This is a genomic window from Paenibacillus sp. MZ03-122A (genome assembly GCF_024213325.1).
Lineage (GTDB): Bacteria > Bacillota > Bacilli > Paenibacillales > Paenibacillaceae > Paenibacillus > Paenibacillus polymyxa_B.
This window is the reverse complement of the sequence record NZ_JANAVI010000006.1, coordinates 211,486-236,301: the sequence shown is the minus strand read 5'-3', so window position 1 is coordinate 236,301 and position 24,816 is coordinate 211,486. Positions and strand designations below refer to the sequence as shown.

Below are 24,816 nucleotides of genomic sequence, written 5' to 3'. Positions count from 1 at the left end.
AGATGTCGGAGCAAGCAGTGAAGTCGAATAAAACAGTGAAGTTCGTTGTGACCCGTCAAGCTGATCCTAAAGCCAGTCCCTATACGGAAGAATTCGAATTGGCTTATCGTCCGGGGATGAATGTGATTAGCGCGCTGATGGAAATTCAGCGTAACCCGGTGGACAGCCACGGTAAAGAGACGGCCCCGGTATGCTGGGAGTCGAATTGCCTGGAGGAAGTATGCGGAGCATGCTCCATGGTGATTAACGGCAAGCCGCGTCAGGCCTGTGCGGCGCTCGTCGATAAGCTGGAGCAGCCGATTACGATCGCGCCGATGAGCACGTTCCCGGTAGTTCGGGATTTGGTCATCGACCGCAGCCGGATGTTTAATGCACTCAAGAAGGTCAAAGCGTGGATTCCGATTGACGGTACCTACGATCTGGGCCCTGGTCCTAGAATGGCAGAGAAAAAGCGTCAGTGGGCGTATGAGCTGTCCAAGTGCATGACCTGCGGTGTCTGTCTGGAAGCTTGCCCGAACGTCAACGAGAAGACGACGTTCATCGGACCTGCGGCGATATCTCAGGTTCGTCTGTTTAACAGCCATCCGACAGGGGAAATGAATCAGGAAGAGCGGCTGGAGGCGTTAATGACGGACGATGGGCTGGAAGGATGCGGGAACTCGCAAAACTGCGTACGCTCTTGCCCGAAAGGCATTCCGTTGACAACTTCTATTGCCGAAATGAATAAGGAAACGACCAAGCATATGTTCAAGCGCTGGCTGACTGTATAGCAAATAGGTTATGCCCAAACAGGCTTTTTCTCAAACTGGAGAAAGCCTGTTTTTTTGCGCTCAGAAAAGATGGAGGGTAACATGGAGGAAGGAGCGCGGATAGCAGTTATGGTATAATTATGGTATTGTGTATCGTTTTTGGAGAAAAGGAGGCTGGACAGGTGACTGTGCAACCGATAACGAATCGACCTGTCACTAGGTCGGATGTCATGAAGGGATTAAAGGAACTGGGAGTTCGGAGCGGCATGACATTGCTTGTTCACTCGTCGATGCGCAGCTTTGGACGCTTTATTCCAGGCGGGGCCTCGGCCATTCTTGCCGCGCTAACCGAAGCGGTTGGCCCGGAAGGGACGCTGGTGATGCCGACACAGTCTCATGACTTGACTGATCCTTCGACCTGGATGAACCCGCCTCTGGACGAGTCATGGTGGGAATTAGTACGCGAGGAAATGCCCGCTTATGATCCGGCCTGGACGCTGACCGGGGGGATGGGCATCATTGTAGAAACGTTCCGTGGCCTGCCGGGAACCAAGCGCAGCGGGCATCCGCATGTTTCTCTGGCGGCACGTGGACCTGCTGCTTTGGGATTACTGACAGATCATCAGCTCGACTATGGGCTGGGTGAGCATTCGCCCTTGGCAAAGCTGTATGAGGCAGATGCCTATGTGCTGCTGTTGGGCTGCGGACATGACAGCAACACGTCCTTGCATTTGGCGGAATATCGAACAGCCTATAATGGACGAGAAGTGATCACGCATCAAGCTCCTATGATGGTGGATGGAGCAAAAGCGTGGGTATCTTTTCAGGATTTTAATATTACCTCAGATGACTTTGAGAAGCTGGGACTTGATTTTGAACGGGACTGTCCCTCAGCCTTTACGCGAGTGAACATTGGAGAGGCTTCATGTTTTTTCGCGAGGCAACGTGATTTGGTAGACTATGCGGAGCAGTGGTTGTCCACCCATCGCTAAAGCTTCTGGACAGTAAGAATTTCTAAAAAGTGAGATCAAGGAATAGATCGCAAGGGGGAACGCATATGGAGAAGACGCCGCACACCCGCCGCGAGAGTCAGGATGGCCCGCATCAGGGGGCCGCTATCCCTCCCGGTTCTTCGCGGCGTTCCATTTCAAATGAACCAGCCAATCCTTCGCGCCGTCATTTTTTGAAAAAGGCGGCTTTAGCCACAGCCGGAACCGCGCTTCTGGCTGGAGGATATGCTTCCTTATGGGAGCCTAATCATTTGGAAATTACACGCTTCAACTTGACTCTCCCTCGTCTTCCGTCTGCTTTTGACGGAATCAGGGTCGTACATTTCAGTGATGTGCACTTGGGTTTTCATATGGATGAGCAGGATCTGCGCGAGCTTGCGGACCGTATAGCAGGTCTGAAGCCAGATTTGCTCTGTTTTACAGGCGATATTGTAGATGACTATGCAGTATCCATGAAGGCTGCTGTTCCAGTTATGGCTTCGATGCACGCCACACTTGGCAAATTTGCTATTCTGGGCAATCATGATTATAGAGGCTTACCAGCCGGAGTTCAGGAATTATACCCTAAAACCGGATTTACACTGCTGAGAAACGAGCATGCGATTGTAGAGCTTGCGGGACAGCGTGTAGCCATGGTCGGTTTAGAGGATAACATCATGGGCAAGCCCAATCCGCAGCGTGCCATTCACGGGCTACCTGATGAGATGTGCAAGCTGCTGCTGATGCATGAGCCGGACTATGCAGATGTAGCGGCGCAAATGTCCTTTGATCTTCAACTGTCGGGGCATACGCATGGAGGACAGGTACGCTTGCCGGTCATTGGAGCACCAATGCCGCCTCCGGGTGGACGCAAGTACATCCAGGGGTTATTTCATGTGGGAACAGAGAGAATGCCGCTGTATGTCAGCCGAGGCATTGGCATGACACATTTGCCGATTCGCGTGCTGTGCAGACCAGAGCTTAGTGTCATTACGCTAAAATCCGGCCAATAGGCCATGATCTTTTTTTCATCTTTATCATATATGTTGGAACTACATAAAGATGGCTTGAATGTAGTGTAGAGATGTAGTCGTTTCGGACAAAGGAGTGAGGTTCAGATGGATCGTATTGCTGTCATTTCAGATATTCATGGCAATTGGCCTGCCTGTGAGGCGGTGCTGGAGGATATTGCTTCCCGAGGCATTAGCCGTGTGTTTTGTTTGGGGGATCTGATCGGCAAAGGGCCTAGCCCGTGCGAGGTTCTGGATGCTGTCCGTCAACGTTGTGAAGTGGTCGTGCGGGGGAATTGGGATGAGCTGGTTAGTATTACGGATGATCTCAATTTTAGCTGGCAAGCCGAGCGCTTGGGGGCAGAACGAGTGCAGTATTTGGCACAGTTACCGTTTCATTATGATTTCAGAATGAGCGGACGCCGTATCCGTCTGGTGCATGCCTCGCCGCAAAGTGTATATCACCGTGTGCAGCCATGGGATGAGCCGGAAAAACGGCTTGCCATGTTCGATCCATTAGCAGAAGAAAATGGAAAAGTTGCTTTTGCTCCAGATGTTGTGGGATATGGTGATGTGCACAATGCTTTTATCCAGCATTTTCAGGGAAAAACCCTTTTTAACGTCGGCAGTGTCGGGAATCCGTTGGATGTTACGCAGGCTTCCTACTGCATTTTAGAGGGCGAGATGGGAGAGGAGCAGCCTACGTCCTTCTCCATTCATTTTGTACGTGTACCTTATGATATAGAACTGGCAGTAAAACAAGCGGAGGAAGCTGCTGTGCCTTCTTTGCCGTATTATATTCGAGAGCTGCGCACAGGAATTTACCGCGGGATTCAGGACCTGGATTAAGTATGGAAACATTCATTTCTAAAAGCCAATCCATCCGCAGGGGGGAACATTGTGCTGACCAGAGAAATGCTTCGTCTTGGGCTACCGGAGCTTTACACCCGCCGAGTCCGATTGCGCCAGCTAAGAACGGAGGATTATCCCGCGCTGGAACGGATTCTATCCGATCCATTGGTGATCCAATATGTGAATCGAATTCGCAAACCAGTCAATACACGAATGCGGCGTCTGGTTGCGCAAATTAAAATATCTGCTGATTCACTAGATTCCCTGCATTTTGCGGTGGAATGGCATCAGAGAAATACAGGAGAAAGCAATCTACTTGGTGAATCCAATGAGCTTACCTCCTCACCGTTGCTCGGTATCGTCTCTTTTCAGCAATGGAATGAAAGAACGGGTGAGGCACAACTGGGCTATATTCTGGATCGTCCTTTTTGGGGACAGGGGCTGGCTACAGAAGTGGTGGGAGAAATGCTGAATTTTGGTTTCGGATCTTTGAAGCTCAAGCGGATCGAAAGTCGTTGCCAAGAGGATAATCAGGCTTCCATGCACGTACTTATTAAAAATAAGATGCGCCTGCTGCGTACAATTGGTGCTTTTGATCCCTCAGGAGAGGTGCCGAGTGTATTGGTATTTTCGATGAACCAAGGAGATTATGCATAGAAATGGCAGTGGAATATTTTGTTACAAAGATGAAATATAACTGCAAAACAACTCTAACACAGGACGGGTACAATACAGACATGACCCCCTTTTGAATAATAAATGTTGCTGGGACCCGATGATTCGGGTCCTCTTTTTTTGTTATTCTATAGTTAGGACTGAACAGGAAAGAAGGGCTGATATTGGCTTTGAATATATGGAGTGCAGACATTCATCATTTATTTGACCAATTCACGGAGCTTGTGGATGGTCGTATTCATCATAAAAAATCGGAGCAACAACTCACGCTTCCCCCGCATATGGGCAAGGGAAGCATGACACGCACACAGATTCGCCCAGGTATGGAAATCGTGGTCACGGATCTCACCTTTGAACAGAATATGAAGCTTCATATTCAGGAGGCTTGTCCGCTCTTTGAACTCAGCTATTGCTTAAACGGTGAAATATACTGTGAATGGAATGGCAAAGAAAGCCATACCAATCGTTTGACCGGGAATGTTTTATATTTAGAGGATGAACTGGTTTATGAGGAAAAGAAGGCAGGAGTTCGCCATCAAATGCTGGAAATACGATGTTCTCCACAAGAGCTTTTTCATTATGCCGGAGATATCGCAGAAAAGCATAGCATGGAAACATGGTTACAGCGTTACAAGGGGAATATTGACTCTTATGCGGATACGCCAGCCATGCATAAGTGTGTTTTTGACATGATACATTGCAACTACAATGGGACGATGAAACGGTTATACATGGAAAGCAAGGCAATGGAGTTTATTGCATTGTTTGGGGAGATGGATGGACATGAAACAAGGGGGACAAGCCATTTTATAAGTCGTGAAGATATATCCAAGCTCCAAAAGGCTCGTGAATTCGTCATTCTTCATTTTGAACATCCCCTGTCTATTCAAGCGCTGGCTCGAAAGGTTGGGCTTAATGAATTCAAGCTAAAGAAGGGATTCCCCCATTTATTCGGAATGACTATTTTTGAAATGGTGCGTAAGCAAAGAATGGAAAAAGCACTCTGGTACTTGGAAGTTGAACAATTAAACATTGGAGAGACTGCCTTTTCAATTGGGTACAGCAACGCCAGCAATTTTACGACAACCTTTCGAAAGTATTATGGTTGTAATCCTAGCGAATATATCAAGAAAATACGTAACCCAGATACATTTTCGAATAAATCTTAATGAAACCATCCTTCAAGCATGTCCATCATGTTTGGAGGATTTTGCATTTGTGCTCCTTCTATAGGGATAGAAAATACCTCCGTAGGTAGAGCCTCCTTCCTTTATAGATGATAATGGTTATCAGTTGAGATGAGAAATGAAAAGATCAAAGATAACCATTATAGAGTTGGAGGAACTACTATGAAAGATCGTTTTGCCATATCCATGACTAATCCTCAAGCAGTACAGCAGGTAGACTCGCGTCGATGGTACGCATTAGCTCTCATTTTACTTCCCACTTTGTTGATTTCATTGAATACCTATATGATGCAGGTTGCCCTTCCGATGATGCAGGCGGACCTGCATGCCAGCTTTTCGGAGGCACAGCTCATATTTACGGGCTATTCTCTGGGATTGGCTGTAGCCTTGATATTGGGTGGCAAACTAGGAGATATGTATGGTAGAAGACGCATGTTATGCATCGGGGTGTTGGGTTTTACATTGATGGCTTTGTTAGGAGGGATCGTATCGCACCCTATGTTAATCATTATGATCCGTGTGCTTCAAGGGATATCAGCTGCCATGATTCAACCTCAGGTTCTATCTATCATGCAAAGCAGCTTTCTTCCCAGAGAGAAAGGGCTGGTATTTGCGATTTATGGAGCTATCATTGGGGTTGGGTTTACACTTGGTTTAATTCTGGGTGGATTTTTGGTAGACTGGAATCTTTTTGGCCTGGGTTGGCGCATTATTTTCTTTTTTAATGTTCCCTTTGGGCTGTTAGTGTTACTCTTTTGTCCTATTATTTCGGAATCCTATGGCAGATCCGTGCCAAACATGGATTGGGCAGGGGCTTTTCTGTTGCTTCTTGGTTTATTGCTGTTTGTCTATCCGTTGACAACCGGACAAAAGCAGGGCTGGGCTTTAGGGACATGGGGTTGTCTGCTGTTGTCCATTCTGGTTTTGGTTGCTTTTATAGTTACGCAAATGGGAAAAGAAAAGAAGGGAGGCTCGCCTTTTATTCGTCTGTCTATATTTAGAAAGGGTTCATTCGGAGCAGGGATATTGACGGTAATTGTCATCTATCTTAGTATGTTTTCGTTCTTCTTTATTTTGAATTATTATGTACAATCTGGTTTGAAATACAGTGTTCGATCCACAAGTATGGTCTTTTTACCGCTAGGTGTTGGCTTTTTTCTTACCTCATTATGGTCGTCTAGGCTGGTTAAGAGGTGGGGGAGCAAGGTGCTGAAATCAGGTATGCTAATCATGGGGATTTGTAGCTTTCTGCTCATTGGATCGTTACATCTAGATGCGTTCCATTTATTTCATATTCAAAATATCATGATACTAGGTGTATATGGATTGGGTCTCGGAATGGCCACAACGCCACTGGCCCATGTCGTCCTGGGTGCTGTATCAGCTGAAGAGGCAGGAACGGGCTCAGGCTTGTTCACGACCTTTATGTACTTGGCTAATTCGTTGGGAGTCGCTTTGATCGGGTTCTTGTTCTCTTCCTCGCTTCATCACACGCTTTCAGAAGCTAAATTGTCAGATTATAGTAGGGCATTCTCTATCTCTGTGGCAGTGAGTGGAGTTCTTGCCTTGGCTGGACTCATTTGTATTTCAGTTTGTTACAAAGATGAAACATAACTGCAAAGTTACTTTAACATAGAGTGGGTACAACATAGACATGACCCCCTTTGAATTATATATATATTGCTGGGACTCGAAGCTTCGGGTCCTCTTTTTTTTATGATTTATAAGAACGGTTCAGGCTAGTTACCAGTTCTGGAAGCCATTCATGTAGGGAGAGAAATGAGTACCCCTCTGACTGGGCTTTGGACGTATCCATGTACCACGATTGTGTAATACCAAATGGAGACATGTGCTCGTCTGCTGTTTTTTCTTTCATCACAGCTTGTTTTGCCGTTACCTGCTCAATGATCGAAATGATCTCTCTAATCCTCACTGTACCGTCGGAGCAAGCATTTACGGGACCAGTTAAATGAGTGTGACCAAGCCAAAACAGAAAATCTGCGGCTTCATCGGAACGAATAAATGAGATTTGTGCTGCGGAATTAGGGACTCCGATTTCTATTCCTTCACGAACATGTTCGATATGAAAGTGAAGTCTTTTCGTATAATCGTCTGTCCCCAATACAATCGGAAAACGAACAGCAACTACAGGGAATGTAGCTTGCTGCATAAAAACTGCTTCTGCCTGCCGTTTAGCCTCCTGATATGTAAAATCGTCCTTCCCGCCCTTGCGAACCGGATAAGCCTGAGGGTCAAAGATGCTCTCTGTCAGCACTTCCGGGCTCGAATCATAGACGGATAGGCTGGAGGTCACAATATACCTCTTAGCTTTAGCATCAAAAATGCGGCAGGCTTCGCTTGCTTCATCTGGAGAAAAGCAAATATTATCATAAACAACGTCCCACACTTGCTCACCTACCGCCTCAGCGAGCGCTTGCCGATCGGTACGGTCTGCACAGATCCGCTGAACGCGGTCACCAAACGAATCGCTTGCTTGGCCCCGTGTGAGGATGGTAACGGAGTTCTCCAGCAGACGTTCCACCAGTCGCTTGCCAAAAAAGCGTGTTCCACCCAAAACAAGTATCTTTTTCATACTTACATCACTCCTTATAAGCTTATTTTTATTAAGGTAGACGAAATAATGACTGTTAAGGATACAGGGCGAATGAAAAGAGTTTGATGAAGTGCTCTTAGTTACATAGTTCATCTAACAATTAAGTAAAAAGAGGAGGATCATAGGCTGTAGTGGAGTCGCATGTCCTGAGGGGCAGATGAATTTGAACCGGAGTGGAAAATTTGAATCTGGAGAAGCGCAGACGTTCGCCTTTGCAATGGGATTCTACCCTTTAAAGGGCTTATAATATCCAGTGAATCCCGTTGCAACAGCGATCATAAGATCAAATCATTCGCATAGCGGTGGAGCACCGCCTAATCTTACTCTCCTAGAAGCTTCAAGAAATTGGCCGGCACCGTAATTTGCTGATTATTAATCATAATCTTCCGGAGCTCCTCTATGGAGTCCTCTTCACCTCTAGCGTCTTTAATCTCCTTAATTTCACGATGCAGTCGCTCCATTTGAAGATCGAGAGCATTAGCGGAATCTGCTGCGTTCTTTAATTCACGTGTCAGGTTTTCGGGCACAGACTGGTTGTATTTATAAAAGATTTTATGCTCCAGGCTGGCCCAGAAATCCATCGCAATGGTTCGAATTTGCACTTCTACGCAGACTAGCTCCTCACAATCTGACATGAATACAGGAACTTGAACCAGCAAATGCAGGCTCTGGTAACCGTTCGGCTTGGGATTCTTGATGTAATCCTTAATTTCCAGTACCTTCAAGTCACTTTGTCTCTGAAGCATGTTACTGACATCATAAATGTCAGAAATAAAAGAGCAAGTAATACGCAAACCTGCGATATCCTTAATATGATCTTTGATAGCATTCAGCGATAACTCGCTATTTTTACGAATCATTTTATTCATGATGCTCTCAGGAGATTTAAGGCGTGATTTGGTATGCTCAATAGGGCTGTAATCGTGCAATGCTTGGAATTCCTGCTTTAATATTTCAATCTTGGTTTCCATTTCGTCGAGCGCAAATTTATAGATGAGCATAAATCGCGTGATATCATGTTTTAGCTTTTTAAGCTTGCCCATAGGATCTTCCAAGTGCATATGTAATTCTCCTCACACATAGATGTCATAATCTTGCTAAGCGTTCGCCTTTGCAATGGAATTATCACCTTATAAATTATAATCCCCAACAATCCCATTGCAGCAGCGTTCGTAAGATCAAATGATTTGCGGAGCGGCAATTCCCACCTTAAATTTTAAAGCGCCACAGGAATTTTACGTTTTTCTTTAAAATAGACCCATTCCCGGAAGCCGATATCCTTCAGCATTGCCTTTACTTCTTCCCAGTCATCGCCTACCCGCGAAGGCTTATGGGCATCCGAACCAAAAGTAACCTCCACACCAAAATGGTGCGCTCTTTCTAAAATAGAAGCAGACGGGTACCATCCACCACTCAGCTTGGTTTTACCCGAAGTGTTAATTTCAATCGCCACATTGGATTCCGCAATTACCTGTAAGGTTTCATCAATGGCTTCATCGGCAGGAATGTCTGAAAAGGCAGGAAAGTTTCCCTTCATTGCGTCAATATGACCCAAAATTTGAAACATGCCGCTTCGCGCAGATTCCTGAATGAGCGCATAGTAGGCTTGTTTGACCTCGATTTTACGAGCGTCGCTTAATTTGTTCCAACGGTTACGGTTAAAAATGCTGTTCCCTTCGACATTGTGAATCGACCCAATGAGGTAATCAAATGGATAAGGAGCCAGAGTGGAACGATATAATTCAGCAAAATCAGGAAAATAATCCGTTTCCAATCCGAGGAGCACGTCAATACGGCCTTCGTATTCCTTTTTAAGCTGTTGTACCTCTTCTACGTATTCAGCAAGCTGTGACTTAGCCATATAAATTTTAGGAAAAGCCTGATCCTGTTCGCTGCCCAGGAAAGGGGAATGGTCCGAAATACCAATCGCTTGTAAGCCCGACTGAATGCCTGCTTCAATGTAATCTCGAATGTTTCCGTCTGCATGACCGCAGCGGAAATGATGGGTGTGCAGATCAAATTTCATAGCCTGTCTTCCTTTCGTAATCAGGGTTTATATTTCGTATGGTGTTCATAGCGAATTACGTTATTCAGAACTGGTGAAATTCGTCTCCGGCATCCCCTTCAGATCACTTAAAAATTGCTGCATGGCTGAGTTTAGATAGCGGCCGGATTTATAAATCACTCCTACCGGATGACTAACTTCCAGCTCGGGAATATGGATCATTTTTAATGTGCCTGCACGCAGTTCAGAAGTGACCGACAGTCTGGAAATAATGGCAGCACCGAGATTAATTTCGACCATCCGTTTGACTTCCTCACTGCTGGACAACTCGATCACGACATGAGGTACGATTTGGTGCTTTTTAAATACATCATCCACGAATTTTCGTCCCACCGTATCGGGAGAGAGCAGAATCAGCGGAATTTCCCGAAGGGCTTCAATGGTAGCATGTGGTTGTGAGGCCAGTGGATGAGTAGGAGACACGACTAGCTCAAAGGAATCGTAGTACAGAACCGAAGTGCTTAAATTGGGATTACGTTCAATCAGATAACCGATGCCAACATCAATAAGTCCGTTCTCCACCTGCTGATAAATCATTGAGGAAGCCATGGATTGAATGGAGGTTTTGATGAGAGGGAACTGATCCTGAAAGTAGGAAAGAACGCGCGGTAAAATTTGAATAGCGATGGATGTTGTGGTGCCCAACGCAATGTGGCCCTGCGGTGTTTCGTTTAGATCGTATAATTTTTGTCTTAATTCCTCAACAACCTCTAATATGCGCTCGGCGTGTTCCAAAAAAACAGCTCCCCTGTCGGTCAGGGTGACAGGCTGGTTGCGGTCAATCAGAATGGTTTTGAACTCATCCTCTAGACTTTTAATTTGAGCGGACACCGCCGGCTGCGTCAAATTGAGAAGTTCTCCGGCTTTGCGGAAGCTCATCGTTTTGGAAATCATGATAAGTGTTTCAAGTTGACTGATGTTCATGAAGTTCCTCCTCTCTTTTCTTAATCTTGTCGCAGCTGTATAGAATGAATATTTTTAGCCAATCCATAGGTTCATATGTAAAACCGTCGTTATGCTTTATTTCATTAAATTATAGGTTATTCGAGCAGGAAGGGCAATGAATCGAAGCAGAGTACCTTAAAGTGTGGTATATTGGGAAATAAAGACTAAAGTCCTTATATCCTTCAAAAATAATCAATCTAAAACCGGTAAGAAGTAAAGATATAGGACATTATTCACATTTTTTGTGATTTAGCTATAAAAAATTACCGGGTAGCTGTCGATAAGTGATATATAGAGCATTTTATTGAGGATTGATTCGTTTTACAGTAATATTTAATTAAAAAATTCTAATTTAAATGGGACTTTTGTTGTATGTCTAAAAGCCCATCGTAAAGGGGCGCTTTGATCGTGAAGGCAGAAGTGATAAATCCTTTTTTGGAGTCGGCGCGACGGGTCATTGAACAATTGATCCAAGTATCTCCTTCACCCGGAAATCTTGGTGTAAAAAATGTCGAGCTGGTGGACGACCACATCTGGATTATGATCGGGATGACCGGACAGCTTAGCGGAAATATTGTGTTCGGCCTGAATGAACAGGTGGCGCTACGTATGGTATCAGCGATGATGGGCGGATTTGTGTTGACTGAAATTGATGAGATGGGAAAAAGCGCAATTTCAGAATTGGGCAATATGATTAGTGGGAATGCCAGTACGATTTTGTCCAGTCAGGGAATTGTTGTGGATATTACGCCTCCGCAGGTCATGAAATCAGAAAACTTGACCACTTTTGTGCCTCAGCGTGCCCTTTATATTCCGCTTACGGTGGAAGGAATCGGTGAGCTGGATATTCAGGTGATGATCTCTTAATATTAAAGGAGCAAGTTTCTTTAATGCGGAGGGATGACTGTGAATATACTACAGGACAAGATAGTTGTGATTACAGGTGCATCTAGTGGGATTGGCGCCCTTTGCGCTCAGTTGTTAAGCGAAAAGGGCGCGATTCCTATTTTAACAGCACGCTCGCAGGAGCGACTGAAGCAAGTATCTGCGGGAATCAGCGGCAGACATGAGCTTATCCAACTGGACGTCACCCGCCAGGAGCAGGTAGAGGCTGTTGCTGCACGAGTATTGGAACAGTACGGACGGGTCGATATATTGCTTAACAATGCGGGCTACGGAAAGTTTGAGTATTTTAATGAAACCGATCTGACGGAGTTTGAACAAATGATGGACGTGAACTACATGGGTGTTGTTCGCTGCATCAAGGCGTTTCTGCCGCAAATGACAGAGCGGGGCCATGGACAGATTGTCAATGTAGCATCAATGGCCGGAAAAATCGGGACAGCCAAATCGTCTTCTTACACGGCGACGAAGCATGCGTTGCTCGGTTTCAGCAATGCGCTTCGGCAAGAGCTGCGCGGGAGTGGAGTGACTGTAACGACGATTAATCCGGGGCCGATTGACACACCCTTTTTTGAGCTGGCAGATCCTTCAGGAGGATATGTTCGAAATGTAAGCTGGTTTATGCTACAACCAGATAAGGTAGCACGGCATATCGTAAGAGCGATGGAGCTTCGCAAGGAGGAGGTTAATCTGCCACGGTGGGTATCTCCTTTTCTCAAGCTGTATCAGTTAGCTCCCAGACTGACCGATAGGCTGGGTCATGGTGTGATGAATAAGAAATAAAAGATGTCCCGTAAGCCATTAGCCATGGTGAGGGACATCTTTTATTTTTGTGATTTGGTAACAGGGCTATTTTCGCATATAATGGAGAGTAACGAATTTACGTATAGGGGTTGGACCTTTTCATGACATTGAATTTTGAATCGCTCGGCGTTGAACAAGATCTGTTGGACAAACTGACTGAGCATGAAATTACACAGCCTTCGCCAGTTCAGGCAGAGGCTATACCGGAAATAATGAAGGGAAAGCATGTATTGGCGCGCTCACAAACTGGCACAGGCAAGACACTGGCTTATTTGCTGCCGCTGCTGCAAGCGATTGACCCACAGAAAAAGGCTACGCAAAAGCTGATACTGGCTCCAAGCCAGGAACTGGCCATGCAAATTGTACGTGAGGGTCAGCGCTACGGAGAGCATCGCGGAATCCGTGTACTCGGTCTGATTGGTGGGGCGGCTATCAAACGTCAAATCGAAAAGCTCAAGGATCATCCACAGCTTGTCGTGGGTACACCAGGACGTGTACGTGAACTCATCGCTTCGAAAAAGCTGAAAATGCACAATATTACTACCATTGTCATCGATGAGGTGGATCAGATGTTCCAGCTCGGTGGAGCAGGCGATGTAACCAACATATTGGGCACCGCCCAACGTGATCGTCAATTGGTATTCCTGTCCGCAACGCTGAACGATGAGATTCAGTCGCTGGCAAAACGGGAGATGCGTGAATACGTAGAAATTGGGATTGATCCCGACCAAAAGACGGCCAGTGGACTGGAACACTATTACTTTGTATCTGAAGAACGGGATAAGGTGGATATGCTGCGCCGTCTGGTGCGTCATTTTAATCCGAGAAAAGCGCTGGTGTTCGTGAATACGACCAATGCCATTGGGGAGATTGAAGCCAAGCTCAAGCATATGGGGCTGACTACGGCGTCCTTGTATGGAGATGCGGATAAAGTTACGCGTAGCAACGTGTTGGCCAAATTCCGCGAGGACAAGCTCAAAGTACTGGTCGCTTCGGATGTGGCAGCTCGTGGTCTGGATATTGAGGGACTTGAAATGGTCATTCATTTTGACCCGGCTACGGATAGTCAAGCTTATGTTCACCGTGCAGGACGGACAGGACGGATGGGACGCAAAGGATTAGTGGCATCGGTTGTCACCGACCGTGAAACGTTCATCATGCGTAAGTTCTCCCGTGAACTGGGCATTGACATCGCAGAGCGTGCGTTGCATGGAGGTCGAGTAGTTGTGCCGCGTCCGGCGGATGCCAAGCGTGCACCTGTAAGACCATCCGAGGCCAGATCCTCATCTAACGGAGCACTGACAGAAAACCGTAAGGCACCTGTTCGCAACGAAAACGGACGTCCTGGCAGAAATTCCGCGAACGGTTCAGCTCCAGGCAAGAGCAAAGGAGCAGCCTTGTCCAAAGCAGGAAAAGCACAGCGCGAGCGTGATCGCAAAAACAAGGGTGCACCAAGATGGCTGAAGGAAAAAGGATCAAAACCGAACGAGTAAGGGAGAAGAGGGGGAGCCATGGAACAACAGCCTGTGTTGCAAATTAACGGACTTACCGGCGGATATAGCGCCAAGCGCCCGGTGCTGCATCAAATTTCGCTGGATGTGAAACCGGGTGAAATGGTAGGACTGATCGGTCTGAACGGTGCCGGGAAAAGTACGACCATGAAGCATATTTTGGGCCTGATGACACCGCAGGCCGGAGAAATCCGTGTGCAGGGGCATAAGCAGGATGAGAATCCCGAGGAATATCAGGGAGCCATTGCTTTTGTACCTGAATCTCCAGAGCTGTATCCTGAAATGACGGTGATGGAGCATATGGAATTCACGGCCAGAGCGTACGGAGTTAGCGAAGCAGATTTCCGCACGCGCAGTGATCAAATGCTAGACTTGTTCCGTATGCGGGATAAAAGTGGGAGTATGTCGATGCACCTGTCTAAAGGGATGCGCCAGAAAGTGATGATTATGTGCGCATTTTTAGCGGGACCGCCGTTGTATGTCATAGATGAACCTTTTTTGGGTTTGGACCCGCTGGGTATTCGTTCCCTGCTTGACTTTATGTTAGAGATGAAGCGTTCGGGTTCGTCCATTCTGCTCAGTTCTCATATTTTGTCCACGATTGAAAATTATTGTGATCGTTTCATTGTACTTCATCAGGGTGCCATCATTGCGCAGGGTACGCTGGACGAAGTGACTGCACAGGCGGGTAAGCCGGGCATGCCGCTGGAAGATGCATTTTATGAGCTGGTACAGGGCAGGGAATGAGCATGGATTTGCAACGTTTGCATAAAGAAAGACGTGTAGCGTTCTGGGGACAGGTGCTGCCCTATCTGGGCTATGTCATTCAAAGCGGTCTGGCGGTGGTCTTCGGCTTTGCGCTGATTGCCTTTGCCGCATGGTACACGTCGCTACTGATGCATACTCCACCGGATTTGCCCATCCGCTGGATCATGCTTATTGTGGCTATTCCGATTGCTCATGCGAGCTTTCGTACGTATTTAAACGCAGCGGATATTGTTTTCCTCCGTCCACAGGAGCACGCGATGCACCATTATTTTAAGGCCAGCCGGATTCGGGGTGTGGTGTATAAAATATTCGGTTTGCTATTGCTGTCTATTATCGTGTGGCCGCTGTATATTCGCAGTGATGCGGCGCCTAAGCCGTTGCTACTGACCCTGCTACTGTTTGTGCTGTTAAAGCTGCTATTCAGCTACGGCGGCTGGCAAGAGCTTCGCATGGTATCGATTGGCGGGAGTGTAGGCTATCGTCTGCTTCGGTGGGTGTTGGCTGTGCTGATGGTAGCCGCATGGCTATGGCAGCCTCCACTACACAGCGTGCCATTTATCATATTGGTCGGTGTGGTGTACGTGCTTGTTCTGCGTTTTCCGGTCAAGCTGCTAGTGGCTTGGGAAAAGCTGATTTGTACAGAGGGTATGCAGGCTGCTCGGGTGATGCGCACTTTGGGCTGGTTTGTCGATGTGCCCGCCCTTACGCAGAGAGTGACGCCACGTCGTTGGCTGTCCTGGTTGGGAGGTAACATACCTTGGAACAGAAGGGGAGCGTATCGTTACCTGCTGTTTAAGACATTCCTGCGTACAGAGCCAGCAGGTATTGTCATTCGGCTTGGAATTCTGGGGTTGTTAATTATATATATCACCCATGCTAGCTGGATTGGGATTGCGGTATATTTATTTTTCATATTCCTCATTGGTGTACAGGTTACTTCACTAAAGCAGTATCACAAGGATTCGTTGTGGCTTCAGTTATATCCGATTCCTGCGCATAGTCGTCGTGCGTCTTTTCTCGACTTTGTTGTTCGGTTGACGTTGCCGGCTGCTGTGGTTCTGTGGCTTCCTTTTCTGGCAAAAGGAACGGAAGATCTACTGTCTACACTGCTCACGCTGCTTGGGGGAGTTGCAGTAGTGTTCTTGTTACGAGGCGCTCAAGCCAAAAAATGGCGTTTGGACGGTCAGGATGAGGAAGAAGTGTAATTTGTATCTATGTGAATAAAGTAAAGGCTAATTCGCAAGCAGCAAGAGCTGTCTGCCAATTAGCCTTTTTTGTACGCTCGCTGTTATCGTAGCCGTGGGTGCAGATTTCCGCCTGCTTATATAAAGAGCGTTTTGCTGATGATAACTAATAAAATGAACAGTACCAGAATTGTTCCTGTGCTTGTGAATGCGCCGTAACCACCGTAACCGCCTCTTGTTTCTTCTGCTCCCATGCTCATTCTCCTCTCGGTCATTGTGATAAAGGATACATCGTATCTTATGAATTGGATTTTCAGATTGCGTGGGCCAATGCTCAGGTATGTTGCCGAATCGCCTTATATTTTTCATCAGATGTAGGGGAGGATAGAGGAAAAGACACGTATTATCGAGAATAGAAGAAGTACGTAGTCATTATCACTTGGAAAGTGGGAAAGACGAGATGCTGGTAGATAAGCTGCTCGTGAACATATTTCTTGTGTTTGTACCGTTATTGGTATATAGCGCTTTGTCAGATCATCGGCATAGGAAACATACCCCGTTGCTTATGGGAGGGGTGCTGGGTGTGTCTTCTGTGCTTTGCCTTATGTTTTCGTACATTTGGTATGGATTATATTGGGACCTTCGATATGTTCCTCTGATCCTTTCTGTTTTATATTTTGGTCCAAAGGCAGGGCTTCTGAATATAACGCTGATGGTGATGGCTCGTATGTATATAGATCCAGAGTCTATGGTGGTGAGCTTTCCCAGCATGATGTTGTGTTATTTGGGGCCTCTCTTGGTGAGAAGAAAGTTTATGCAGCTCAATAGTATGTTGCTTCGGGTGGGCATGAATATGCTAATGAGTATATGGACCAATATTGCCATGCTTATATTTTTGTTAATACATTCCTGGGCCAATGGCAGGCTGGATAAGGATGAGGTCGAGCTGATTCGGGCAATACTCTGGTTCGGTGTGATTCAATTCCTAAGCATTGGAGCCTCCTCTTTCTGGATGGAGTTTAGTTTGGAACGGGAAGAAATGAGAAGAAAGATTAAATATGCTGAGCATCTGAATACCTTAGGTGAACTGGCTGCCTCTATGGCTCATGAAGTAAGGAATCCGTTGACCGTGGTTAAAGGGTTCCTGCAAATGGTTCAGTCAGGGCTAGAAGGGAAAAATCGCAGATATATTGCTTTGGCACTAGCAGAGGTCGATCGGGCTGAAAGAATTATTAGCGACTATCTGAACTTATCCAGACCGCAGATTGGGAACACAGAGCTGATGGATTTGTCTGGCATGGTTCAACAGATTGTTTTGCTTTTGAAACCGATGGCGACCAAGCAAGGCGTAAGACTGTATACTGAGCTAAGGAATGAAATATACGTACATATGGATCGTAATCAGCTGTTACAGGCGTTAATACATGTGACGAAAAATGCGATCGAAGCTGCGGATGATGGGGGCAGGGTATACATAAAGCTGGCGATTCAGGAAGAAAAGGCATGTCTGCATATTAGGGATACGGGAAAAGGCATGAGTCAGGAGCATCTGGAGCGAGTGGGTACTTTGTTTTTTTCAACCAAAGAGGTAGGAACGGGACTGGGAACGGTCGTCTCCTTTCGAATCATTGAAGCTATGAACGGAAGTATACACTATGAGAGTGAGCCGGGAGTCGGAACCGAGGTAGTCATCCTGCTGCCACTCGCACAGAAATCTTTGCTCGCTGCTGAAGGATAGTTTGTTGCGAAGTGTGACTTACAATGGTTCAGCTCATTAAAAAGCGGTATGCCACAACATCCGGCATACCGCTAATGATGCTATATTTAATCTGTTACATATTAGGCGTTCAACAAATCTTGTGCGCCACGGTAAACAATGTCATACAGGTCTTCCAGATACTCTTCCTCGATACATGAGAATGCGATTCGGAGATCATATTCACCCAGCGCAATCGTCCCTACCCCATATTGTTCCAGCAAATGTGTGCGCAGTCGTTCAGCGGACAAGCCGTTCAGCTTGAGGCACATAAAATAACCCGAATTGAAAGGATAGTAGCTCCATACATCTCCGTATTTTCCACTATCGAGTAACGCTTTGACTTTATTAGCCCGACCCTTCATAATCTGGAACTTTTCTTTCTTCTGTTGTTCAAAGTCTGTTGACTTGAGGGCATCCAGGACGAAGGTTTGAGATGGGTGAGGACCGCTCGAAATCGTTGCCCGAATAATCCCTAATGTTTTTTGTTCTAGTGCGCTCAGTACATCCTGATGTTCCGAAGCAAAGGTAATAAATCCGACACGGAAGCCCCAAACAAATTCTTCCTTGGTAGCTCCGTCAATTTTGACGGGTAGAATTCTCGGATGAAGTCCAGCTAACTGACCGAATAGTGATTCGTGCAGGGAGTCCTCGAAGAACAGACCAAAATAAGCGTCATCCGTCACAACTACGACATTGATGCCTGCTTCCGCGGCTTCCTGGATGGCAGCAACAATTGCTTTACCCTCTTCGACTCCCGGTGTGTAGCCCGTCGGGTTATTCGGGAAGTTCAGTACAACGATCGCTTTGCCGTATTCTTTCTGTGCCAGTAGAGCGTCGCGTAATCCTTCACTATTAAAACGTTGATCCTCTGTGAACAACGGGAAATTCACCAAACGTCCATGACGGCGAATACCGAAAGTCAGCTCATAGTTTTCCCAGTTTTTGTCTGGGTAAATGACAGCATCCCCTTCATCCGTGAACAGGTCGGCAACGATGCTCAAACCGTGGGTCAGCGCGTTCGTAACTACGGGAAGGCCGTAACTTTTTCCAGCCAACGAAGGGTTTTCCTTCAGCATTTTGTCGCGCCATACACTACGTAGTTCAGGTTTGCCCGCAGGGGGAGCGTAAGGGTATAAATCCTTGGGATTGTAAGCGGACAGCTTTTCCTGAATGACCTCCAAATGCATAGGACCATTGCCTTCTGTAGCAATGCCAATCGTAGCGTTGTACTTTTTAGCAAGCTTCCCTGCTTCTGCGGATTGACTCAAAATCCCTTCTTTTGGGAAATAAATTTCTTTCCCTAAAAGAGAAAGCATTTGATATACATGCTCGTTGCCTGTCTGAATGTTTTGGTTTAACTGCGCTGCCAGTGGATTCATTCCCGTTTCATCCTTCCAAGTCATTTTGATTACATATTATAGCATTACACACGGTAAGCGTCACGCAAAAGCATCTGGAACATAAAAGCGCATTTTTTTGCTTAATGACGGCGCTGAGCTTATATTATAAATTAACGGGATAGAGGACAACCAAAGATTAACAAAAGGAGGTGCAGATTTTGCTGGATACATCTGCGTCATCGTTTATCCTGTTGTCGGCCTTCGCCAAAATTGTGTGCGAGCCGGGCTGGAAGTGGCAGGTACGCGAGAAGCCGATGCCAAACTATGATTTATTTTATGTATGGAGCGGAGAAGGAACAGTGGTCTTAAACGGGACGTCGTATCCGGTGAGCAAGGGGAGCTGCTTCCTGTTCAAGCCGGGGGATGATACCCGTGCCACACATAACCCGCAAAAGCCGCTCATACTTACCTATATTCATTTTGATCTTATCGAACAACCAAAGCTAATTCCTGCAAGCTACCGTATGCTGGAGGAAACGTTCGAGGTAGAGCATATGCTTGCCAGATACGTTAGACTACGCCTAGAGCGTGCTTACGGAGCTGACGAGGAAGGCAAGCTGATCCTGAAACAACTGATGATTCATCTGCTGCGTGCGGACCGTAAGGAGCCTCAGGAGCAACAAGCCAGTAACCAGCTCACCGAGGTCATTCGAGAAACGGCCAACTACGTGCGTCAGCATCCGGGACTTCCTCATCGCGTCGAGGATTTGGCAGCACGAGCGGGGCTGTCACCGCGTTATTTTTCAATTAAATTCAAGGAGCTACTGGGTGTTTCCGCGCAATCTCATATTATCAGCATGCGGATTGAGCGTGCACAGCATCTATTACTACATGCCGGAATGAATGTGACCGAGGTGGCAGAGGCTTTGGGGTACCGTGACATCTTTTTTTTCAGCCGCCAATTCAAGCAGTACACGGGGAAAAGTCCGTCTGAGATCCGGTAATGCTATGGACGGTGGTCAAGCTGTTTCGGATTTAGGCGTGAAGAATATAATGGATAAATTCCAAAAAAGGACCCGGGCAGTTACGCCGGGTCCTTTTTTATATGAGCAATTTAACATCATCCGATCCCAATGCTCATATGTGTAGCTAAAATCCTGTTACGATAAATTCACTTTTGCTTTGGGATCATGTCGAAAGCAACCCAGACGTTGTCCCATTTTTACCGCATCCCCCAGCTTCAATGCGGGGTCTGGCTCAAACGTGCCGTTTTCAGTTAGCAAAACGACAGTTGATCCAAATTCGAAATAGGCGAGATCGTCTCCTTTTGTCCATGAGACGGCCTTATCATCCGTATATTTGATGCTACTCACATTCATTGCGCCAACCTTGACGACCGCCACCTCACCATATTCGTGGGCAATGTACGTAATCTGTCGTTCATTGCGGCTAAGAACTGCTCGCATATGTTGCAAGCCGAAGTCATTCACTGGGTATACCTTGCCGCGCAGATGCTCTTTTTCTACCAGCGTACCGGATACTGGTGCATGAATGCGATGATAATCCGTCGGGCTGAGATAGAGCACAAAAGCATAGCCGTGTGTGTATTTTTCAAGACGCGGAGAGCGGTTAAGAAGCTCTTCCAGCGTATAGTCCTGCCCTTTGACATTTAAAAGAGTGCCGGACGTAATTGGGCCAGTGAAAGTAATCCGTGCATCCACCGGACTGGTCATCACCTCGGCGTTCGTATCAATCGGGCGCATGCCCGCTTTTAATTTGCGTGTAAAATAGGCGTTTAGAGAACGGTATTCCTTCCATTCCTGTTCCGCCTCATGCGTCTGGATCTGGTACGTACGTATAAAGGTGGGGATAAAAAGTCGGCTTGCACCGCTTTGCGCGAAGGAGCCTACAATCCGGCACACCCACTTGCGCGATGATAGCTCCGTCATGAGCCGCAGCCACTGTTTTGCCATTACAGATCCCCCTTGTTCATTTCCGAGCCGTCTTGGCCGGAACCTGTCCGGCCGCTCTGAACTATATTGACACAGAATGTGACGTAAATCAATACAGTGGACGGCTTGGTGAACGTTCGGTGTCTGACGAAGGCATCCGTTCGAGAAGCCAACGAGCGTAAGCCATCGGCTGAGAGTATGTTTCTTTCCAGACATTGTGCATGCCCGCCTGGCTGAAGCCATAGCGCTGGTCACGACCGTTGCATTCAATAAAAACAATCTTGCCTTCATGGGTAATTCCCAGATCCAGACCGACGTCGGCGAGACGGGGAAGGGTTTGTGCCAGTCGGTGCACGATTTGTAATGAGAGTCGCTCCAGTTCATTCATCAGCCGGACTGCGTTCGAAGTCTGAACTGTCTCTGTTTGTGATAACACTTCTAGTAAGGAACGGGCCGTACCGCCCTGTGCCACATTGGAGACGAAGGTGTGGGAAGGAGCAATTTTAGCATACATGCCTGTCACACCCCAGATACCGCCATATCCGCGCTGAACCGACACACGGACATCAAACGGACGATTGTTGTACAAAGCAAGCGGTATGGTTTCCTGTACGATATGAGGCACCTGCAGCAGTCGCTTGTGCAGAAATAATGGGAGTTCTCCGACATTCAAACGTAGGGTGGACCAACGCTCAGGTATAGCCGGATGAGCGCATTGCAAAGTCCAGCCTCCGCGGGAATGCCGCAGACGCATAATTCCTCTACCCACGCTACCGCTACTGGGTTTAATTACAACATCTCCGGTTTCTTCCAACAAGGTATGGATGGAGGAAAGGTTGCCTTGCAATGTTGTGGGGAGATGGATGCGTAGCAAAGGGTCTTCCTGCAGAATTGCATGTATATGGTCTTTGTGGAAACGGTTTTGTTCATTAAAAATATAGAACCCCTTTTGTACAAGCTTGCTGATATCTCTAGCATTTTCATTTTGCCGATAGAGAGTCCGATTGTGGATGACCGGCGGCAACGGAAGAATCATCTGCCGATACTCGTTGCCGTGTTTAACATAAGCCCGGCATGTTCCGGTCGCTATATGAATATCCTCCAGACGAAGAAAGCAGGGGATGAGCTCGTAGCTTAACCCGGCGTCCTCGTAATTGGCGATAGATTCATATCGCGTCCTCATGGCGGGGATGCCCCGGTAGGTTGCCGGGTTGAGCATGACGCCGACATGCAACATGAGTATGTCCGCCCTCCTTGTAGTCACTCCAACTGATCAAACTGTGATTCTAGTCCATCATATGTATCAAAGATCGGCCAGGCATGGACGCTTGCCTTGCGGTAAGCCCAAAGTTAGAAGCGAGGCACATTTCAGCGAGGCAGACGATATGATACAAGATGAGTGTTGAAGAGTGTTGGAATAAGCTCAGAAAGTAGGTGAGGTGATGCAGAGGCCGAAGGTAGCAGTCGTTACACCGGGCTCCTTTGTTATACCTTCGCCCCGCAGCAGTTCTGTGGAGCGGGTAATTGCCCGCATGGTACCGCTGGCTAGTCATGAGCTTCAAGCGCAGATCTATGGCATAAAGGGAGCAGAGGCACCGGATCATGGCGATGTCGACGGAATTCCCTGCATGCGTTATACGCGGGGAACAGGCTATATTTCTGAGGTGATTGCCGATTTAAAGAGATGGTTACCAGCGGTAGTAGATGTACACAACCGCCCGGCAGTTGCGAATGCAATTCGCGAGGCTTTACCCGATAGCCGAGTTGTGCTGACTTTGCATTCGACCACGTTCATCCGGGAGCCTTACCTCAAACGGAAGGATATGGGCAGGCTGCTGTTGTCGATGGATCGCATTATCGTGAACAGTGCATATTTAGGGGCAATCGTAGCTTCTGACTGTCCCGAGGCCGTCAGAGAGCGTATCGTCATAAACAAGCTGGGTATCCATCCCGGCGATTTCCTGCCACGGTGGACTCCAGCAGCAGAAGCAGCCAAATCGGCGCGATTGGACGATTTCGGCTGGTCAGGCCGCCAAATCATGTTATTCGCGGGCAGACTGATGCCAGGGAAGGGCGTTCACCGGCTGCTGAAGGCCCTGCGGCATGTGGTCCGCGCCTGCCCGGACGTACTGCTGCTCATTGCAGGTAGTGCCTATTACGGGCATGACCGCCTCACGCCGTACACGGCGTCGTTGCATCGGCAGATGCGTAAACTAAGGTTGGGGAAGCATGTGCAATTCCTGGACTATGTTCCGCATCCAGCATTGGCCTCGCTATATCAGCTAGCCGATGTGACCGTTGTTCCTTCAGTGAAGGATGAGGCCTTCGGGCTAGTCAATCTGGAAGCCATGGCGGCAGGAGTGCCTGTGGTCGCTTCACGAATCGGCGGTATTCCAGAGGTTGTACAACACGGCGAGACAGGCTGGCTTGTGTATCCGTCTCACGGTGAGCAGGAAATGGCCGATGCCATCATCAGGCTGCTCCAGCAACCAAGCTTGCGACGACGGATGGGAGAAGCCGGGCTTGGCGAGGTACGGAGAAGATTTTTATGGCAACACTCAGCACAACGCTGGGCACAAATCATAACGGACTGTGTAGCGGAGTGACGTAGCTGCTGTTACACGCATAGGCTATCTTATAGGCATTAGCCATGATTCCCAGCCGGGTGAATGAAGCGGAGCGACCGCTGGTTCACTCCTGTGCCAAAGGAGCGGTCACCATGAACCATCGTACGAACCATAGCCCTAAGGATAAAAGAACAGCACGGCGTAACCTTTCCCATGCGGTTCCCTCCCCCCGTGTTAACAAGGAGAAAGCGACTTCGACTTCCGGCAGTCATAAATCGAACCAGCGTGGAACGGCAACGGTCCCTGCCCCCGTAGAGAAGGACACATCGGTTCAAGCTATAGAGGAAGTGGCATGGAAGAAGCATAAGCTCCCCAAAACGCTAGAGGAAGCGATGCAGATGAATCGAGCATCTGTACTGCTGTTGTCAGTGCCTGAGTCAGATACGGAATACAGGTTGGATAACGACAAACCGTCTATTACGACGGAAGATCAGGCAGAGCAAGATTCGTTACTGGATTGTTCCATAACCAGTATTCACATTGCTGAAGGAAGACCACGCCCAAAGCAACGCGTGGTCTTGTCTGAGCAAGATATCGATCTAGCTTTCGATACGGAGAAAGAATTAAACTTGAATGTCATTCACGACGGATCAGCGACCAGTGACGAGGCTTCTGACGATCATATAGTTTCACCTCAATATGGGAGCATTCCTTTTCACCTCCCCGCACAAGCGGATAGGGGTGAAGTGAGCGTTGTATTTGAGAAGCCTTTTATAGATACACAGTATGTAATCACTGCCAATGCGAGTATACCGGGAGTGATGGTATCCGTCACACAACGTCAGAGGTATTCAGCAGTACTTACTGTGGAACGCATACACTCAGGTCCGCTATGTGAAGGGTTGGTCCTTTGGATTGCGATGGGGCAATAATAAGAAGCCG

Annotated in this window: 24 protein-coding genes; 16 read left to right on the top strand and 8 right to left on the bottom strand. The window is 47.4% G+C overall.

Annotated features, from left to right (window positions below; all coding sequences use genetic code 11):
* Window positions 1–2 precede the first annotated feature (2 nt).
* The 7 genes from sdhB to NLX74_RS15340 all read left to right on the top strand — a co-directional run bounded on the left by sdhB (window position 3) and on the right by NLX74_RS15340 (window position 7,076).
* Window positions 3–770, top strand: coding sequence for a succinate dehydrogenase iron-sulfur subunit (gene sdhB / locus NLX74_RS15370; protein ID WP_013311795.1), 768 nt, complete (start codon window positions 3–5; stop codon window positions 768–770).
* Between the two features lie 161 nt (window positions 771–931).
* On the top strand, window positions 932–1,741 hold the full coding sequence (locus tag NLX74_RS15365) for an AAC(3) family N-acetyltransferase (protein ID WP_254329222.1): 810 nt from the start codon (window positions 932–934) through the stop codon (window positions 1,739–1,741).
* A 65-nt stretch (window positions 1,742–1,806) separates the two neighbouring features.
* Window positions 1,807–2,751, top strand: coding sequence for a metallophosphoesterase (locus tag NLX74_RS15360; protein WP_069290317.1), 945 nt, complete (start codon window positions 1,807–1,809; stop codon window positions 2,749–2,751).
* 105 nt (window positions 2,752–2,856) lie between these two features.
* Window positions 2,857–3,597, top strand: a complete 741-nt coding sequence (locus NLX74_RS15355; protein WP_025724028.1) for a metallophosphoesterase family protein — start codon at window positions 2,857–2,859, stop codon at window positions 3,595–3,597.
* A 51-nt stretch (window positions 3,598–3,648) separates the two neighbouring features.
* Window positions 3,649–4,257 (top strand): GNAT family N-acetyltransferase, encoded by a 609-nt coding sequence (locus NLX74_RS15350; protein WP_254329221.1) that lies wholly within the window; start codon window positions 3,649–3,651, stop codon window positions 4,255–4,257.
* Between the two features lie 182 nt (window positions 4,258–4,439).
* Window positions 4,440–5,444 (top strand): helix-turn-helix transcriptional regulator, encoded by a 1,005-nt coding sequence (locus tag NLX74_RS15345; protein WP_254329220.1) that lies wholly within the window; start codon window positions 4,440–4,442, stop codon window positions 5,442–5,444.
* 180 nt (window positions 5,445–5,624) lie between these two features.
* On the top strand, window positions 5,625–7,076 hold the full coding sequence (locus NLX74_RS15340) for an MFS transporter (RefSeq protein ID WP_254329219.1): 1,452 nt from the start codon (window positions 5,625–5,627) through the stop codon (window positions 7,074–7,076).
* A 100-nt stretch (window positions 7,077–7,176) separates the two neighbouring features.
* On the opposite strand, the gene NLX74_RS15335 is transcribed toward NLX74_RS15340, so the two are convergent.
* The 4 genes from NLX74_RS15335 to NLX74_RS15320 form a co-directional block, all read right to left on the bottom strand.
* Entirely contained in the window at window positions 7,177–8,055 is an 879-nt protein-coding gene (locus NLX74_RS15335) for an NAD-dependent epimerase/dehydratase family protein (RefSeq protein ID WP_254329218.1), read from the bottom strand.
* A 341-nt stretch (window positions 8,056–8,396) separates the two neighbouring features.
* Window positions 8,397–9,137: a GTP pyrophosphokinase gene (locus tag NLX74_RS15330; protein WP_254329217.1), complete on the bottom strand. Its 741-nt coding sequence runs from the start codon at window positions 9,135–9,137 to the stop codon at window positions 8,397–8,399.
* A gap of 155 nt (window positions 9,138–9,292) precedes the next feature.
* Window positions 9,293–10,102 (bottom strand): histidinol-phosphatase, encoded by an 810-nt coding sequence (locus NLX74_RS15325; RefSeq protein WP_235308446.1) that lies wholly within the window; start codon window positions 10,100–10,102, stop codon window positions 9,293–9,295.
* Window positions 10,103–10,162: 60 nt separating this feature from the next.
* Window positions 10,163–11,065, bottom strand: a complete 903-nt coding sequence (locus NLX74_RS15320; protein ID WP_023990132.1) for a LysR family transcriptional regulator — start codon at window positions 11,063–11,065, stop codon at window positions 10,163–10,165.
* 429 nt (window positions 11,066–11,494) lie between these two features.
* On the opposite strand from NLX74_RS15320, the gene NLX74_RS15315 reads away from it, so the two are divergent.
* The 5 genes from NLX74_RS15315 to NLX74_RS15295 all read left to right on the top strand — a co-directional run bounded on the left by NLX74_RS15315 (window position 11,495) and on the right by NLX74_RS15295 (window position 16,277).
* A complete protein-coding gene (locus NLX74_RS15315) occupies window positions 11,495–11,953 on the top strand; it encodes a chemotaxis protein CheX (RefSeq protein WP_061830098.1) in 459 nt (152 codons plus the stop codon).
* 39 nt (window positions 11,954–11,992) lie between these two features.
* Complete coding sequence (locus NLX74_RS15310) at window positions 11,993–12,772, top strand: SDR family NAD(P)-dependent oxidoreductase (protein WP_254329216.1); 780 nt, start codon at window positions 11,993–11,995, stop codon at window positions 12,770–12,772.
* Between the two features lie 122 nt (window positions 12,773–12,894).
* Window positions 12,895–14,286, top strand: coding sequence for a DEAD/DEAH box helicase (locus tag NLX74_RS15305; RefSeq protein WP_254329215.1), 1,392 nt, complete (start codon window positions 12,895–12,897; stop codon window positions 14,284–14,286).
* Between the two features lie 18 nt (window positions 14,287–14,304).
* The gene (locus tag NLX74_RS15300) at window positions 14,305–15,051 is read left to right on the top strand and encodes an ABC transporter ATP-binding protein (RefSeq protein ID WP_013311782.1); all 747 of its coding nucleotides are present in this window, start codon (window positions 14,305–14,307) and stop codon (window positions 15,049–15,051) included.
* Window positions 15,052–15,053: 2 nt separating this feature from the next.
* Complete coding sequence (locus NLX74_RS15295; protein ID WP_254329214.1) at window positions 15,054–16,277, top strand: ABC transporter permease; 1,224 nt, start codon at window positions 15,054–15,056, stop codon at window positions 16,275–16,277.
* Window positions 16,278–16,393: 116 nt separating this feature from the next.
* Here the strand turns inward: NLX74_RS15295 and NLX74_RS15290 are convergent, their stop codons facing one another.
* On the bottom strand, window positions 16,394–16,510 hold the full coding sequence (locus NLX74_RS15290; RefSeq protein ID WP_216637468.1) for a YjcZ family sporulation protein: 117 nt from the start codon (window positions 16,508–16,510) through the stop codon (window positions 16,394–16,396).
* Between the two features lie 206 nt (window positions 16,511–16,716).
* On the opposite strand from NLX74_RS15290, the gene NLX74_RS15285 reads away from it, so the two are divergent.
* Entirely contained in the window at window positions 16,717–17,994 is a 1,278-nt protein-coding gene (locus tag NLX74_RS15285) for a sensor histidine kinase (RefSeq protein WP_302058611.1), read from the top strand.
* Window positions 17,995–18,095: 101 nt separating this feature from the next.
* On the opposite strand, the gene NLX74_RS15280 is transcribed toward NLX74_RS15285, so the two are convergent.
* Window positions 18,096–19,394 (bottom strand): aminotransferase class I/II-fold pyridoxal phosphate-dependent enzyme, encoded by a 1,299-nt coding sequence (locus NLX74_RS15280; protein ID WP_061830089.1) that lies wholly within the window; start codon window positions 19,392–19,394, stop codon window positions 18,096–18,098.
* A 179-nt stretch (window positions 19,395–19,573) separates the two neighbouring features.
* On the opposite strand from NLX74_RS15280, the gene NLX74_RS15275 reads away from it, so the two are divergent.
* The gene (locus NLX74_RS15275; RefSeq protein ID WP_061830088.1) at window positions 19,574–20,359 is read left to right on the top strand and encodes a helix-turn-helix domain-containing protein; all 786 of its coding nucleotides are present in this window, start codon (window positions 19,574–19,576) and stop codon (window positions 20,357–20,359) included.
* A gap of 156 nt (window positions 20,360–20,515) precedes the next feature.
* Here NLX74_RS15275 and asd read toward each other — a convergent pair whose 3' ends face one another.
* Together asd and NLX74_RS15265 are read right to left on the bottom strand one after the other, a co-directional pair.
* A complete protein-coding gene (asd, locus tag NLX74_RS15270) occupies window positions 20,516–21,328 on the bottom strand; it encodes an archaetidylserine decarboxylase (RefSeq protein WP_235308450.1) in 813 nt (270 codons plus the stop codon).
* A gap of 88 nt (window positions 21,329–21,416) precedes the next feature.
* Window positions 21,417–22,544 (bottom strand): YheC/YheD family endospore coat-associated protein, encoded by a 1,128-nt coding sequence (locus NLX74_RS15265; RefSeq protein WP_250266596.1) that lies wholly within the window; start codon window positions 22,542–22,544, stop codon window positions 21,417–21,419.
* 205 nt (window positions 22,545–22,749) lie between these two features.
* On the opposite strand from NLX74_RS15265, the gene NLX74_RS15260 reads away from it, so the two are divergent.
* Together NLX74_RS15260 and NLX74_RS15255 are read left to right on the top strand one after the other, a co-directional pair.
* On the top strand, window positions 22,750–23,913 hold the full coding sequence (locus NLX74_RS15260) for a glycosyltransferase family 4 protein (RefSeq protein WP_254329213.1): 1,164 nt from the start codon (window positions 22,750–22,752) through the stop codon (window positions 23,911–23,913).
* Window positions 23,914–24,026: 113 nt separating this feature from the next.
* On the top strand, window positions 24,027–24,806 hold the full coding sequence (locus NLX74_RS15255) for a WIAG-tail domain (protein WP_254329212.1): 780 nt from the start codon (window positions 24,027–24,029) through the stop codon (window positions 24,804–24,806).
* The last annotated feature ends 10 nt before the right edge of the window (window positions 24,807–24,816 follow it).

Bases quoted from the DNA above. Each gene is read 5' to 3' on its own strand.
- NLX74_RS15280 (WP_061830089.1), bottom strand. From the start codon at position 19,394: ATGAATCCACTGGCAGCGCAGTTAAACCAAAACATTCAGACAGGCAAC.
- NLX74_RS15295 (WP_254329214.1), top strand. From the start codon at position 15,054: ATGGATTTGCAACGTTTGCATAAAGAAAGACGTGTAGCGTTCTGGGGA.
- NLX74_RS15255 (WP_254329212.1), top strand. From the start codon at position 24,027: ATGAACCATCGTACGAACCATAGCCCTAAGGATAAAAGAACAGCACGG.
- NLX74_RS15305 (WP_254329215.1), top strand. From the start codon at position 12,895: ATGACATTGAATTTTGAATCGCTCGGCGTTGAACAAGATCTGTTGGAC.
- sdhB (WP_013311795.1), top strand. From the start codon at position 3: ATGTCGGAGCAAGCAGTGAAGTCGAATAAAACAGTGAAGTTCGTTGTG.
- NLX74_RS15290 (WP_216637468.1), bottom strand. From the start codon at position 16,510: ATGGGAGCAGAAGAAACAAGAGGCGGTTACGGTGGTTACGGCGCATTC.
- NLX74_RS15355 (WP_025724028.1), top strand. From the start codon at position 2,857: ATGGATCGTATTGCTGTCATTTCAGATATTCATGGCAATTGGCCTGCC.
- NLX74_RS15330 (WP_254329217.1), bottom strand. From the start codon at position 9,137: ATGCACTTGGAAGATCCTATGGGCAAGCTTAAAAAGCTAAAACATGAT.
- NLX74_RS15335 (WP_254329218.1), bottom strand. From the start codon at position 8,055: ATGAAAAAGATACTTGTTTTGGGTGGAACACGCTTTTTTGGCAAGCGA.
- NLX74_RS15300 (WP_013311782.1), top strand. From the start codon at position 14,305: ATGGAACAACAGCCTGTGTTGCAAATTAACGGACTTACCGGCGGATAT.
- NLX74_RS15320 (WP_023990132.1), bottom strand. From the start codon at position 11,065: ATGAACATCAGTCAACTTGAAACACTTATCATGATTTCCAAAACGATG.
- NLX74_RS15265 (WP_250266596.1), bottom strand. From the start codon at position 22,544: ATGTTGCATGTCGGCGTCATGCTCAACCCGGCAACCTACCGGGGCATC.
- asd (WP_235308450.1), bottom strand. From the start codon at position 21,328: ATGGCAAAACAGTGGCTGCGGCTCATGACGGAGCTATCATCGCGCAAG.
- NLX74_RS15340 (WP_254329219.1), top strand. From the start codon at position 5,625: ATGAAAGATCGTTTTGCCATATCCATGACTAATCCTCAAGCAGTACAG.
- NLX74_RS15285 (WP_302058611.1), top strand. From the start codon at position 16,717: ATGCTGGTAGATAAGCTGCTCGTGAACATATTTCTTGTGTTTGTACCG.
- NLX74_RS15325 (WP_235308446.1), bottom strand. From the start codon at position 10,102: ATGAAATTTGATCTGCACACCCATCATTTCCGCTGCGGTCATGCAGAC.
- NLX74_RS15360 (WP_069290317.1), top strand. From the start codon at position 1,807: ATGGAGAAGACGCCGCACACCCGCCGCGAGAGTCAGGATGGCCCGCAT.
- NLX74_RS15260 (WP_254329213.1), top strand. From the start codon at position 22,750: ATGCAGAGGCCGAAGGTAGCAGTCGTTACACCGGGCTCCTTTGTTATA.